We start from the raw sequence: 12,378 nt of genomic DNA, 5'->3' as shown, positions 1-12,378 counted from the left end.
GTTGACTCTCGGCAAGGATGTGGGCGAGACAGTTCATGTCGTCGTGTCACCCCGCTGAGGGATTCGCCACGGGACGCGACGGAACATGCGCGAGCATTCTCGCCTCGATGCAGATCTGGTTAGTTGATGATTTCGCCTCGCTTGTCGGCGCGGAACGCTGCCAGACGTTCTCTCCACGCCTGGAGCGCCTCGGGGGTCTGGCGCGTGAAATCAGTGATCTCGCCAACGACCCTGAGTGGTGCAGTGCTGCGGTACGAGCGGGTGGGGTTGCCGGGGAACTTCTTGTCGGTCACGTTCGGGTCGTCCTCGAACGGGCCGGTCGGCTCGACGGCATAGACGCGCGGAGCACCGTCACCGGCCGCGAGTTCCGCGGCGAGTCCAGCACCGTCGGGAAGGGCGGTGAAATAGATGTGGTTCATCACGACTTCGGGACGATAGTTCGACCGGAAGCCCGCCGTGAGGAGATCACCGTTCCGGAGATCGGCTTTCGTGCCGTGAAAGAACGGCCCCTCGTCCAGTGCTTGGCTCACTGCGACAGCCTAGGTGGATGACACCCGTAAGCACAGGGGGACACCGATTCCGGTGACGAACGAATCTTGTCGCTGTCGCAAAGGTAGCGTGGGGTGTCGGAGTGAGATCGCTCCGAATAGTGCTCGAGGAGGAGCGCCCATGGGTTCTCAGGTCTGGAAGTTGTCCGCGGTCGGCATGCTCCTCTTGATGATGAGTGGATGCTCCGCCGTTGACGGTCCAGGAGAGAGCACGCCGGCGACCGCTGGCGGCGTCGAGATGGCCGTCTCGGAGTCCTGCGTTTCGGGATCCGCACCGGAGTGCGTCTCGGTGAATGGCGAGTACGTGATGATCCTCGAATCGGACTTCGTTCATGCTGGCGTCGAAGAGGCCGAAGCGGTCGCCGATGGTAAGACCCATGCTGTCGACGTGAGGTTCGACGATGAAGGAGCGGACGTCTTTCAGACGTTGACAGCCGAAGCCGCTCAATCCGGAGGGACTGCACGCTTGGTGATCAAGGCGGGTGACGTGGTGTTGTCAGCTGTCGCGGTGCTCGAGGCGTTGCAGGGCGATACCCTCCTGATCGCGCTCCCGCCGGACGCAAACCCCGCTGAGTTGGCTGAAATTATCCGCGGCACCTAGACCGATGAGCGCCGGATGCGGCCTCGTGGCGGACCGCAAGCGGATGTCCTGTCTTCGGTGCGAGTAGCGTTGAAGTCATGGTGCCTCCGAAGGATTACTCCGAGACGTCGTTCAGCGGCGTGGGAATCGGCATCGCGCTAGGGGTCCTGGTCGGCGCCGGTGTTGGGCTGACCTTCTTCGACGCCCTTGTAGTCGGTGCAGGTATCGGCATGTTGGTCGGCATCGTGGTCGGTGCCGTATTCGACGCTCGGAGGGCGACCTGAGCGCGTCTTGGAACGGGCGTTCGACGGTCTAGAGCAGGGTCTTCATGGACCGACTTCTGAAGGCTCGAACCAGGTGTCCGTGCCGCTGGACATGATGAGCGGCAAAGGTCTGACCGGTCTCGAACCGACCTGCTCCGTGGGGATATCCGCCGAGTCGATCATGCCCTTCAACAATGCAAAAACGGTTGCGGGAAGCAGACCATCTGGTCGCCGGCGTTCGGCGCGATGATCTCTACGTCAGTCCCGCTGCGTGACCGGAAGCTCCCTACTCGCGTACCGCGACCGGCGGATAGAGCGCGCCGTTGAAGGTGACCCTCAGGCAATAGACGGACCGGCCGGCGGTGATGAAGAGCAGATTGCGCTTCGGCCCGCCGAACGCGAGGTTGGCCACGGACTCCGGCAGGAGCAGCTTGCCGATGAGGTCGCCGTCGGGGCCGAAGCAGTGCACTCCGTCCCATGCGGCGGCCCAGATCCGGCCGTCGGTATCGACCCGCAGCCCGTCGAACCGGCCGTGGTCGCAGGTGGCGTGGATCGCACCACCCTCGAGCGTTCCATCGGCCAGCACATCGAATGCCCTGATGTGGCTCGGGTTCTGCCGCGTGTCGGCGATGTAGAGCCGCTGTTCGTCGGGCGAGAAGGCCAGTCCGTTCGGGCGGGAGAAGTCGTCTGCGACGACGGTCAGATCACCCGTCGACGGATCGAGCCGGAAGACGTACTGACCGTCCTGCTCCTGTTCGGCGGCGTTGCCCTCGTAGTCGCCGGCGATGCCGTAGGGCGGATCCGTGAACCAGATCGTCCCGTCGTGACGGACGACGACGTCGTTGGGACTGTTGAGCGGCCGGCCGTCGAAGGTGTCGGCGAGCACGGTGATGGACCCGTCGTGCTCGGTGCGGGTCACTCGGCGGTTGCCCTGCTCGCACGTGATGAGGCGGCCCTGGCGGTCGATGGTGTTGCCGTTCGCGTAGCCGGAGTCCTCGCGGAACACCCCGACCGCGCCGGTCGTCTCGTCCCAGCGCAGCATGCGCGAGTTCGGGATGTCGCTCCAGACAAGATAGCGTCCCGCTGGGAACCACACCGGGCCTTCGCTCTTGCGTGCTCCGGTGTGGATGCGTTCGAGGACGAAATCGCCATCGACACCATCGAATCGATCATCCAGGCGCACGAACTGTGCCTCGATGGTGGGCACGTCACGATCGATCGGCATGCGGATCAGTCCAATCTCGGGCGGCCCGGCCGAACCACCCGTGGGTTCGTAGTGGGGTGCGGACCGACGGCCCGCACCGCCTCACTTTCCCCACCCGGAACGGGTGTTGCTTCGGCACGATGAGGATACCGCGGGAGAGACCGTGGATGCTCGCCCCCGTCAGCCGGAGGTCAGATGGCAGACGAGGCACCCAACGGTGCAATCGTGGGTCGAGCACGGTGTTGACGTGACGGCGCCTCGTGCCTGCTGGTCCCCGTCTCCGTCCGCACCGGTACTTTCACGGGCAGACGCGAACCCTGCGGCCATCGAAGCTGACGATGTCTCCGAGCTGCAGCTGCCGTCCGCGGCGGCGATCAACCTCGCCGTTCACGGCCACAAAGCCGTTGATGATGGCCTCTTTCACGTCTCCACCGGAGTCGAGGAGCCCAGCGAACTTCAGGAACTGCCCGAGGCGAATGACCTCACCGCCGATCGGGACGTCGTCGATCGGAGTCGGGTTCGTCATCCCCGAATGTTAGTCGCCCAATCAGTGCGACCCGCGAGCGGCCGCCCACTCGCGCCGCAGCACTCCGTAGACCGCAGTGTCCTGCCACTCGCCGTCGTTGTACTGCTCTTCCAGGATCGTCGCCTCGCGTCGCATGCCGAGGCGTTCGCAGAGTGCAGCGGATGCTCCGTTGCGCGCGTCGAGGAACGCCTGAATCCGGTGGGGGTGCAGCGTCTCGAACGCGAAGTCGCGGATCGCGCTCGCGGCCTCGAGGGCGTACCCACTGCCTTGGAAGTCGGGGTGCACCACCCAGCCGAGTTCGAGCTGCGCGTGGGCGAGGCTCGAGACGCGCACCATCATGTCCCCGATGACGCGATCTCGCTCGGCGTCGTCGATCGAGGGTGTGCCAGGCAGCGCCATCGCGAATACGAAGAAGTCGCCGTCAGCGGCGAGTACGCGCTCCGCCGCACGAGTCGCCGTGTGCTCGTAGCCCTCGTCGCGGTCGCGCTCGGGCCACGGCAGGTACCGGAGCACCTCGGGGATGCGCTGGTACTCGTAGACGTCTGGGGCATCGGATGCCTCGAGCGGGCGCAGCACGAGACGGTCGGTGCGAATCGGCGAATCGGTGAGTGTCGCCGCATCGAACGGGAAGCGCAGTGCGGGCGGGCCGTCGGCCGCCGCCGCTGCCGCGCGTTCGGAGATGGTCGCAGGGTCGCTGTTCTCGTGCATCGTCAGGAAGCGTATCGCGCGCCCCCGACGGGCGGCATCGCTGGCACTGGCCGACGGTCAGAAGGCGGCGACGGCGCCTGCACCCGCGGAACCGGCGCCACCGGAAGCTGCACCACCGGAAGCAGCACCCGCGGAACCGACGCCACCGGCCTCGCGACCCCCGGCCCCCGCGGCATCATCCGCTTCGGGAACCACGCCGAAGATCGCGGCGATGCCGTCGATCCAGGCCTGCTGTTCGCCGGCGCGGGCGAGTTCGCGCGAGCGCACCATGGGAGTGTGCAGCAGCACGCCGGCCATGTGCCGCAGTGCGGCCTCGGTGCGTGCGTCGTCGTCACCGCGGCTGCGAGCACGCTCGATCTCGCCGTCGAGGATGTCGAAGACATGGCGCCGCAGGGCCACGACGGCGGGCGCGAGGTCGTGCTCTTCACGGGCCTCGCCGAAGGCGCGGGCCGCTCCGCCGACGATCGCGCGCGCGGCATCCGTCGCCCCGAATTCTTCGAGCGGTGCGTGGATGCGGATGGTCTCGAGGTCGAGCAGCTCGACGCCGGGCACTTCGACGACATCGGGGGCGACGTTGCGCGGCAGGCCGAGGTCGATCACGAGCTGACGACCGACCGGGGAGTCGCCGGGCTCGCCGACAAGGCTGAGCGAAACAGCGTCGAGAGCAGCTCCAGGCGCGACGGATGCCTCGAGCCCCGCCCGCCCGGATTCGAGCATCGTCCGATCGACGACATGGTGCTCGGCCGTGGTGCAGGTGACGATGATGTCGGAGGTTGCGGCCGCGGCGGCGACTTCGCCGCGCGCCACCGCATCGATGCCGTGACCGGCGGCGAACTTCGCCGCCCGGCCCGAGGGCGAGAAGACGCGCACATCGGTGACGCCGCGGTCGCGTAGCGCCGCGAGCGAGGCGCCCGCGAAGCGTCCGGTGCCGACGAGCAGCACCCGGGTCGCGGCCCAGTCGGTGATGCGGCTTTCGGCGAGTTCGAGCGCGAGGCGCACGAGCGAGCGCCCCTCGCCGCCGATGCCGGTCTCGTTCTTCACTCGGCGCGAGATCTGCGAAGCGCGCTGGAAGAGTCGTTCGAGTTCGGGGGTCGTGGTGCGCTCGGTGCGCGCGCGTTCGAGCGAACGGCGCACCTGGCCGGCGATCTCGCCCTCGCCGACGACGACCGATTCGAGGCCGGAGGCCACGGCGAAGAGGTGCCCGGCGACGGCGTTGCCGTGCACGAACCCGAACGTGGTGCGCAACTCGTCGGGCTCGAGGCCCGCAACGGTGCCCACCGCGCGAATCGCCTCGTGCACCGCCGGCACGGGCGATTCACCCTCGGCGGCGTCGAGGTCGAGATACGCCTCGAAGCGGTTGCAGGTGGCGACGACCACTGCACCGCGCACAGCGTCGTGGCCATTGCGGATGCGGGGGCCTGCGGCGTCCGCGGTCGCCGAAAGACGTTCGAGCATGTCGAAGCCGGCGTTCTTGTGGCTCGCGGTCAGGCAAATGAGCACGATGGGATTCTACTCGTGGTGGAATCCACGTTTGCTCAGTGCGGACTCTGAGGGAAACTCAGCGTCCGGCGAGCACCAGACCCGGCTGGATGATCTGGATGGGTGCGGTGAGCGGCGGCAGGTCGAGGCCCGCGGCGGCGAGCGCCGTGCGGTGCTTCGCCTTCCAGCTGCGCACGATGGCGAAGAACGGGGCGCCAGCGAGTGCGTATCGGCCGGTCCGCTCTGCGGCGAGGATGAGTGGCAGTTCGATGCTCATGCCGCCGTGTCGCACGCGCAGCACGAGCACCGCCAGCTCCGAGTCGCCTGCGATGACCGAGTCGCTGCGGATGCCGCGCACCTCGCGCCACGGGAAGTGCACCGCGCGCCGGGGTCGCCGGCCGCCGTTCCAGAATGCGACGCCGATCTCGTCGACCACGATCGAGAAACGAGCCCCGAGCTTGACCGCGCGCGGGTCATCCGCGGTCAACTCGTTGAGGCTCGCCACGAGAGCTCTGCTGCGGATGCCGCAGCTCACCTCGCCCCGCACGCTGGCCTCGAGCGCACGGCGACGGGCGCGGGCGCGGGCGAGCTCGCCGAGGCGCACGAACATCCAGATGACGGCGGCCAGCACGGCGAGTGCCGAGACCATCAAGGCCACTCGCTCGAGGCCCGGCACTTCGGGCAGACGCAGCATCAGGCGCTGGAGGAAGCCGGAGCTGGCGATGAGTGCGCCGACGAGGAGGGCGGCGGCGGCGGCGACCAGGAACGTGATGCCGGCGCGGTGCGGCGTGGCGTCGTTCATCGCGCGACTCGGGTCGTTCGGGCGGACGGGTTGCAGCACTGCATGAGCGACATGGGATCTCCGTGGGTGCGGAGGCGCACGGGCGGGGGAACACGTGCGTCGTCGTGCTCGGGGGCGCACAACGTCTCGACCTTAGCGTTGATGAGTGCGCGAATGTAAGGCTTCGAACAAATCGGCTCGCTGGGTGAACCGCGCGACTCGGATCCGGAAACGACCTGCGTCACCCATACCTGCGCGAGCGGCACACGGCTGCTCTTCGAGTGAGTTCCCCAGCCCGATAGGCGACAATGTCAGGCGTGATCCTCTCCCCGCAGCATCCGCTCTCCTCCGGCCTGACCTCCGACTCGCGCCTCGTTCGCGCATATAGAGGAGAACGCTCGGACGTCACCCCCGTGTGGTTCATGCGACAGGCGGGGCGATCCCTTCCCGAGTACCGCGACCTGCGCGTCGGCACACGCATGCTCGACGCATGCCTCGACCCGGCGATGGCCGCCGAGATCACGCTGCAGCCCGTGCGCCGTCACAAGGTCGACGCGGGCATCTTCTTCAGCGACATCGTCGTGCCGCTCAAGCTCGTGGGCGTCGACGTCGAGATCCAGCCCGGCCGCGGACCCGTCTTCACGAAGGGCTATGCGGATGCCGCGGGCGTCGCCGAGCTCACGGCGATCGACCCCGCGCGGATCGACGAGACATCCGCCCCCATCACCGAAGCGGTCGGGCGCGTGGTCGCCGAGCTCAACGCGACTTCGCTGAGCGGAGGGGTTTCGGCAGGCTCAACCGGCACTGGCAGCACCCCGCTCATCGGCTTCGCCGGTGCCCCGTTCACCCTCGCGGCCTACCTCGCCGAGGGCGGCCCGTCGAAGGACCACCTCGCGGCCCGCACCCTCATGCACGCCGATCCCGGCGCCTGGCGCGCGCTCATGGACTGGACGGCCGAGCTCACCGGACGCTTCCTGCGCACGCAAGTGCTCGCCGGGGCGTCCGCCGCCCAGCTCTTCGACTCGTGGGCAGGCGCGCTCTCGCTCGCCGACTACGAGACGCACGTCGCACCCGCCTCGGCGAAGGCGCTGAGCTTCGTGCACGACCTCGCCTACGAGACGACGTCCCCTGAGCCTGTCGAGTCCCCTGAGCCCGTCGAAGGGGTCGGGCCCGCTTCGACAGGCTCAGCGAGCGAGACGAGGCGCGTGCCCGTCGTGCACTTCGGCGTCGGCACCGGCGAACTGCTCGGCGCGATGCACGGCATCGGGGTCGACACCGTCGGGGTCGATTACCGCATCCCGCTCGATGTCGCCGTCGAGCGCGTCGGCGACGGCGTTCCCCTGCAGGGCAACCTCGACCCGGCGCTCCTCGCCGCCCCGTGGCCCGTGCTCGAGGCCGCGGTGCGCGACGTGCTGCGTCGCGGCCAGGCGGCGCCGGCCCACATCTTCAACCTCGGCCACGGCGTGCCGCCCGAGACCGACCCTACGGTGCTGACGCGCGTCGTCGAGCTCGTGCACGAGGCGTCGGCATGACCGATGCGCCCGACGCTGGTCGAGACCCGGTGAATGGTCTCGATACGCTCGCTTCGCTCACTACTCGACCGACAGAGTCCGCAGCCGACGTCGTCGTGATCGGCGGCGGGGTCGCGGGCCTCGTCGCCGCACTCGAGTGCGCGAAGGTCGGCCTGCGGGTCACCGTGCTCGAGCGGCGCGACGAGCTGGGCGGATGCGTCGGCCGCATCGAACTCGACGGCCTGACGCTCGACAGCGGCGCCGAATCCTTCGCGACCCGGGGCGGGGGGGTCGCCGAGCTGCTCAGCTCCCTCAAGCTCGACGGCGAGATCGAGAGCCCGAACCCGGCGGGCGCCTGGCTCGTCATGCCCGGTGCGCACGGTCGACCCGACGCCGCGCCCCTGCCGAAGACCGGCATGCTCGGCATCCCCGCGAACCCCCTCGGCGATGACGTGCGACGCATCATCGGCTGGCGCGGGGCGATCCGCGCGTACGGCGACCGCCTCATGCCGATCCTCCGCATCGGACGGGCCCACAGCCTCGGCCAGCTCGTGCGCTCGCGCATGGGCCAGGCCGTGCTCGACCGGCTCGTCACGCCGATCTCGGCGGGCGTCTACTCGACCGATCCGAACGACCTCGATCTCGATGTCGTCGCCCCCGGACTCAACGAGGCGATGACCCGCACCGGCTCGCTCTCGGGCGGGGTCGGGCAGCTCGTCGAGGAGCGCAAGGCCGGGGGAGCCGTGCGCGGCATTCGCGGCGGCATGCACCGACTCGTCGACGCGCTCGAACGTGAACTCGAGCGGTTCGGCGTGACGGTCGTGCGCGGCGCCGAGGTTACCGGTCTCGAGCGAGCGGATGACGCGCACCAGCCGGGTCTCGAAACCCGCACTCCCGGAGAACCCGGTTTCGAGACGCTCGCTTCGCTCCCTCCTCAACCCGCAGGATCCTGGCTCGTCACCGCGTCGACCGAGGCCGGCGAGCTGATCGTGAGCACCCCCGAGGTCGTGCTCGCCGCGTCCGGGCACGCCGCGCTCGAGCTCGTCGCCGCTGCCCTCGACGGCTGGGCGGATGCGTCGACCGGCGAGTGGCCGGCTGCGGCATCCGTCGAGCTTGTCACGCTCGTCCTCGACGCGCCAGACCTCGACAGAGCCCCGCGCGGCACCGGTGTGCTCGTCGCCGCAGGCACGCCCGACGTGCAGGCGAAGGCGCTCACCCACTCGACCGCGAAGTGGAGTTGGCTCGCCGAGGCGGCGGGCGGCCGGCACGTCGTGCGTCTCTCTTATGGTCGCGCCGGTGCACCGAACCCGCTCGACGGGCTCTCCGACGCCGAGGTCGCCGCGCTCGCGCTCGCCGATGCATCGATCCTCCTGGGCGTGACCGTCGATGGGCGGATGCTCCGCGCAGCCGGCCGAACGCAGTGGCGCGACGCGCTCTCGCAGGCCGCCATCGGCCAGCGCGATCGGGTGCGTGCACTCGAAGACGCGCTCGCCGCAGAGCCCGGCATCGAAACCACCGGATCCTGGGTCGCCGGCACCGGTCTGGCGTCGGTCGTGCCCCACGCGCTCGAGGTGGCGCGGCGAATCAGGCACCGTCGGGTGCAGCCCGACGGCAGCGCATAGCCCGAGCGGAATATTTCGACGCAACCCCCTTGCGCCGATTGATGCGGGGTCTACGCTGGAAACGTCACTGTGGTGAATCACAGGGGGAGATGGGGTGCACATGAAAGGCAAGATCCTCTTCGTCGTGGGGCTCGGAATCGGCTACGTGCTCGGTACGCGAGCCGGTCGTGAGCGCTACGAGCAGATTCGAAAGGCGGCCGAGGGCGTGTGGAACACGCCCGCCGTGCAGCAGGGCGTCGACACCGTCAAGGGGTTCGCGGCCGAAAAGGTCGGCGATCTCTCCGGCACAGTGCTCGACGGCGTGAAGTCGCTCATCGGAAACGCCACTCGAGGCTCGGGCGCGACCAAGCGCGACGTCGACACTACGGCGAAGACCGCGAAGGCGAACGTCTCGAAGACCGCGAAGACCGCGAAGGCCGCGTCGAGCAGTACAGCCAAGTCGGCCCGTAAGCCGGCAGCCACGCGCGGCACCGCGGCCAAGGGCAAGGCCAAGCCCGCGACATCCGACTCGTGAACGTGGAGGTGACCGCGCGATGACCGCACCCTCGAACGACGACCGATCGCTCTTCACCCTGATCGGCGAACTGCCCGACACGATCTCGGCGCTCGTGCGTGCCGAGATCGACCAGATCAAGGCCGAGGTCTCATACAAGGTCAAGCACTTCGGCATCGGATCCGGCCTCGTCGCCGGCGCCGCTGTCGTCGGCGTCTTCCTGCTCTTCACGCTGATCGTCACGGGCATCTTCGCGCTCGCGCTCGTGATGCCCGCGTGGGCCGCGGCACTCACCGTCTCCGGCGCGTTGCTGCTGATCATCGTCATCCTGCTCTGGATCGCCTACATCAACTTCAAGCGGGGCTCAGAGCCCCTCGAGTCGGTCGAGAGCCTGAAGGCCGACCTCGACGCCCTGAAGGGAACGGGTGACTATGACCGCCGCTACTGACGCCAACGGACCCCACCCCTCGAAGCGCGACGCCGCCACTCGCGAGCGCAACCTCACGCGCATGCAGGCCAAGGTCGCGTCGCAACGGGCGCGTGCCGAGTTCGCCGAGACTCTCAACGCCCTTGAAGACAAGCTCAACGTGCCGAAGCAGGCGGGCATCAAGGCCGAACAGGCGAAGGTGAGACTGCGCCGGTTCGCTGACGAGCAGCCCGTCGCCGCGATCGCCGCCGCCGTGGGCCTGGTCGCCGTCGTCGGCGTCACTGTCTGGCTCGTCGTGCGCTCGAAGCTCGACTGAGCGCGCCGACGATTCAGGGCGAACCAGAGCGAGCGGATGCCCCGGTGCCGACGTCACGACGCGAGGCGGGTGGCCCGGCCGCAGCAGAGACCGCGGTCGATCGGGTCGCGGGTCTCGTGCGCGCGGACATCCTGAGCGGGGTGCTCCCACCCGACTCCCCGCTTCGGGAAGAAGCCTCATCCGAGCTGTACGCCGTGTCGCGACACACCGTGCGCGCGGCGTTCCAGCGGTTGGTGGCCGAGCGCCTCGTTGTCGCCGAGGCTTACCGGGGGGTGCGCGTGGCGAGTTTCGATCGCCCCCACGTCATCGCGCTGCAGCAGCTGCGTGCGGCGCTCGAGGTCGAGGCGGTTCGCATCGTGGGCGTGCGCAACGGCGAAGCGTGGCCCGAGTCGGTGCTGGCCCCGGCGCGCGACGCCCTCGACCGGCTCGACGCCCTCGACCGGTCTGCGCCCGCCGGCGGTGATACCAGCGCCGCAGTCGACTGGCTCGAGGTCGAGCGCATTCACGCCGACTTCCATCGGGCGATCGTCGCGGCATCCGAAAGCCCCCGCATCATCGAGGCCCACGCCGCCCTCGGCAGCGAACTGCTGCTGTTCCTCCTGCACGTGCGCCCGCACTACACGCTCGAAAGCCTCATCACCGAGCACCGCGCCCTGCTCGACGAGCTGCCCACGCGCGGGCCGGTTGCGCTACGCGAGCACCTCGAGCACTCGACGCGGCTGCTCGTCGGCGAGTAGGATTCCGGCTTCGCGCCGGTCGATCGAAAGGACTCGACGATGGTGCCGGAACAGAACTCCCCGGAACAGAACTCCAAGGCCACAACTGCCCACGGTGAAGCAGGCGCGGTGACGGCATTCGCCGACCGCATCTTCGCATCGGCTCTCGGCGGCATCGAACTGCTCAGCATCTACCTCGGCGATCGTCTCGGCTGGTATCGCGCCCTCGCCGCGGGCGGGCCGCTCGACGCGCCGACACTCGCCGCGCGCACCGGCACCCACGAGCGCTACGCGCTCGAATGGCTCGAGCATCAGGCCGTGAGCGGCATCCTCACCGTCGATGATGCGCACGCAGCGGCATCCGCCCGCCGGTTCACCCTGCCGCCCGCGCACGCCGAGGTGCTCGTCGACGCCGACTCGCTCGACTACCTCGCGCCGCTCGGTCGGTTCTTCGCAGCGACGGCAGGCCAGCTCCCTGCACTGCTCGACGCGTACCGAACGGGCAGCGGGGTCTCGTGGGCGCAGCTCGGCGACGATGCCCGCGACGCGCAGGGCGACATCAACCGCCCGTGGTTCCTGCGGCAGCTCGCGCTCGAGCTCGCCGGCGTTCCCTCAGTGAACTCGGTGCTCTCACGCCCAGGTGCCCGGATCGCGGATGTCGGCAGTGGACACGGCTGGTCGGCGATCGGGATCGCGCAAGGGTATCCGGACGCTCGTGTGGAGGGGTTCGACATCGACGAGCCCTCGATCACGGCGGCGCGGGAACATGCGCAGGCGGCGGGAGTGGCCGATCGCGTTCGGTTCCATCACGTCGCCGGTGAGGCGCTCCCCGAGGAAGCCGTCTTCGACGCCGTATTCGTCTTCGAGGCGCTCCACGACATGCCGCGACCGGTCGAGGTGCTCGAGGCGATCCGACGCGCCGCACGCCCCGACGGCGTGGTCGTGATCATGGACGAGGCCGTCGCAACCGAGTTCGCGCCCGACGGCGACGAGACGGAGCGGATCATGTACGGGTACAGCCTCTTCATGTGCCTGCCCGACAGTCTCTCCACGCCCGGGTCGGTCGGCACCGGCACGGTGATGCGGCAGTCGACCCTCGAGCGGTATGCGAGGGAGGCGGGCTTCGCGGGCATCGAAGAGCTGCCGATCGAGGGCTTCGCGTCGTTCCGGTTCACGCGGCTCCTGCGCTGAACGGGCAGTCGCG

At 69.0% G+C, this 12,378-nt stretch carries 15 protein-coding genes; 9 read left to right on the top strand and 6 right to left on the bottom strand.

What is annotated here, in order from left to right; translation table 11 throughout:
• Nucleotides 1-119: 119 nt before the first annotated feature.
• A complete protein-coding gene (gene arr / locus AC1C2U_RS09210) occupies nt 120-530 on the bottom strand; it encodes an NAD(+)--rifampin ADP-ribosyltransferase (protein WP_495361445.1) in 411 nt (136 codons plus the stop codon).
• A gap of 139 nt (nt 531-669) precedes the next feature.
• Between arr and AC1C2U_RS09205 the strand changes: the two genes are divergently transcribed.
• Nucleotides 670-1,149, top strand: coding sequence for a hypothetical protein (locus AC1C2U_RS09205; RefSeq protein WP_495361444.1), 480 nt, complete (start codon nt 670-672; stop codon nt 1,147-1,149).
• 77 nt (nt 1,150-1,226) lie between these two features.
• On the top strand, nt 1,227-1,412 hold the full coding sequence (locus tag AC1C2U_RS09200) for a glycine zipper domain-containing protein (RefSeq protein ID WP_495361443.1): 186 nt from the start codon (nt 1,227-1,229) through the stop codon (nt 1,410-1,412).
• 265 nt (nt 1,413-1,677) lie between these two features.
• Here the strand turns inward: AC1C2U_RS09200 and AC1C2U_RS09195 are convergent, their stop codons facing one another.
• From AC1C2U_RS09195 to AC1C2U_RS09175, 5 genes are all read right to left on the bottom strand, one after another.
• The gene (locus tag AC1C2U_RS09195; protein ID WP_495361442.1) at nt 1,678-2,616 is read right to left on the bottom strand and encodes an SMP-30/gluconolactonase/LRE family protein; all 939 of its coding nucleotides are present in this window, start codon (nt 2,614-2,616) and stop codon (nt 1,678-1,680) included.
• A gap of 277 nt (nt 2,617-2,893) precedes the next feature.
• A complete protein-coding gene (locus AC1C2U_RS09190; RefSeq protein WP_495361441.1) occupies nt 2,894-3,121 on the bottom strand; it encodes an RNA-binding S4 domain-containing protein in 228 nt (75 codons plus the stop codon).
• Nucleotides 3,122-3,142: 21 nt separating this feature from the next.
• Complete coding sequence (locus AC1C2U_RS09185) at nt 3,143-3,829, bottom strand: GNAT family N-acetyltransferase (RefSeq protein WP_495361440.1); 687 nt, start codon at nt 3,827-3,829, stop codon at nt 3,143-3,145.
• 57 nt (nt 3,830-3,886) lie between these two features.
• On the bottom strand, nt 3,887-5,329 hold the full coding sequence (locus AC1C2U_RS09180; RefSeq protein WP_495361438.1) for a glutamyl-tRNA reductase: 1,443 nt from the start codon (nt 5,327-5,329) through the stop codon (nt 3,887-3,889).
• 58 nt (nt 5,330-5,387) lie between these two features.
• The gene (locus AC1C2U_RS09175; protein ID WP_495361437.1) at nt 5,388-6,110 is read right to left on the bottom strand and encodes a hypothetical protein; all 723 of its coding nucleotides are present in this window, start codon (nt 6,108-6,110) and stop codon (nt 5,388-5,390) included.
• 287 nt (nt 6,111-6,397) lie between these two features.
• Here AC1C2U_RS09175 and AC1C2U_RS09170 point away from each other — a divergent pair, with 287 nt between their 5' ends.
• The 7 genes from AC1C2U_RS09170 (at nt 6,398) to AC1C2U_RS09140 (ending at nt 12,365) form a co-directional block, all read left to right on the top strand.
• Nucleotides 6,398-7,621: a uroporphyrinogen decarboxylase gene (locus tag AC1C2U_RS09170; protein ID WP_495361435.1), complete on the top strand. Its 1,224-nt coding sequence runs from the start codon at nt 6,398-6,400 to the stop codon at nt 7,619-7,621.
• Nucleotides 7,618-9,222: a protoporphyrinogen/coproporphyrinogen oxidase gene (locus AC1C2U_RS09165; protein WP_495361434.1), complete on the top strand. Its 1,605-nt coding sequence runs from the start codon at nt 7,618-7,620 to the stop codon at nt 9,220-9,222. Before AC1C2U_RS09170 ends, AC1C2U_RS09165 begins: the two co-directional genes overlap by 4 nt.
• A gap of 100 nt (nt 9,223-9,322) precedes the next feature.
• Nucleotides 9,323-9,736, top strand: coding sequence for a hypothetical protein (locus tag AC1C2U_RS09160; RefSeq protein WP_495361433.1), 414 nt, complete (start codon nt 9,323-9,325; stop codon nt 9,734-9,736).
• A 19-nt stretch (nt 9,737-9,755) separates the two neighbouring features.
• Entirely contained in the window at nt 9,756-10,163 is a 408-nt protein-coding gene (locus AC1C2U_RS09155) for a phage holin family protein (protein ID WP_495361432.1), read from the top strand.
• Nucleotides 10,147-10,458, top strand: coding sequence for a DUF3618 domain-containing protein (locus tag AC1C2U_RS09150; RefSeq protein WP_495361431.1), 312 nt, complete (start codon nt 10,147-10,149; stop codon nt 10,456-10,458). The genes AC1C2U_RS09155 and AC1C2U_RS09150 overlap by 17 nt, the downstream gene beginning before the upstream one ends.
• 44 nt (nt 10,459-10,502) lie before the next feature.
• Entirely contained in the window at nt 10,503-11,195 is a 693-nt protein-coding gene (locus tag AC1C2U_RS09145; RefSeq protein ID WP_495361430.1) for a GntR family transcriptional regulator, read from the top strand.
• Nucleotides 11,196-11,234: 39 nt separating this feature from the next.
• A complete protein-coding gene (locus tag AC1C2U_RS09140; RefSeq protein ID WP_495361429.1) occupies nt 11,235-12,365 on the top strand; it encodes a class I SAM-dependent methyltransferase in 1,131 nt (376 codons plus the stop codon).
• Nucleotides 12,366-12,378 lie beyond the last annotated feature (13 nt).

This window comes from Agromyces sp. Y575 (genome assembly GCF_059445445.1).
The sequence above is the reverse complement of the archived record's forward strand: the minus strand, read 5'-3'. Positions and strand labels throughout refer to the sequence as shown.

Coding starts and splice junctions, on each gene's coding strand:
- AC1C2U_RS09150 (WP_495361431.1), top strand. CDS start 10,147: ATGACCGCCGCTACTGACGCCAACGGACCCCACCCCTCGAAGCGCGAC.
- AC1C2U_RS09190 (WP_495361441.1), bottom strand. CDS start 3,121: ATGACGAACCCGACTCCGATCGACGACGTCCCGATCGGCGGTGAGGTC.
- AC1C2U_RS09175 (WP_495361437.1), bottom strand. CDS start 6,110: ATGAACGACGCCACGCCGCACCGCGCCGGCATCACGTTCCTGGTCGCC.
- AC1C2U_RS09155 (WP_495361432.1), top strand. CDS start 9,756: ATGACCGCACCCTCGAACGACGACCGATCGCTCTTCACCCTGATCGGC.
- AC1C2U_RS09205 (WP_495361444.1), top strand. CDS start 670: ATGGGTTCTCAGGTCTGGAAGTTGTCCGCGGTCGGCATGCTCCTCTTG.
- AC1C2U_RS09185 (WP_495361440.1), bottom strand. CDS start 3,829: ATGCACGAGAACAGCGACCCTGCGACCATCTCCGAACGCGCGGCAGCG.
- AC1C2U_RS09170 (WP_495361435.1), top strand. CDS start 6,398: ATGTCAGGCGTGATCCTCTCCCCGCAGCATCCGCTCTCCTCCGGCCTG.
- AC1C2U_RS09195 (WP_495361442.1), bottom strand. CDS start 2,616: ATGCCGATCGATCGTGACGTGCCCACCATCGAGGCACAGTTCGTGCGC.
- AC1C2U_RS09140 (WP_495361429.1), top strand. CDS start 11,235: ATGGTGCCGGAACAGAACTCCCCGGAACAGAACTCCAAGGCCACAACT.
- AC1C2U_RS09160 (WP_495361433.1), top strand. CDS start 9,323: ATGAAAGGCAAGATCCTCTTCGTCGTGGGGCTCGGAATCGGCTACGTG.
- AC1C2U_RS09200 (WP_495361443.1), top strand. CDS start 1,227: ATGGTGCCTCCGAAGGATTACTCCGAGACGTCGTTCAGCGGCGTGGGA.
- AC1C2U_RS09165 (WP_495361434.1), top strand. CDS start 7,618: ATGACCGATGCGCCCGACGCTGGTCGAGACCCGGTGAATGGTCTCGAT.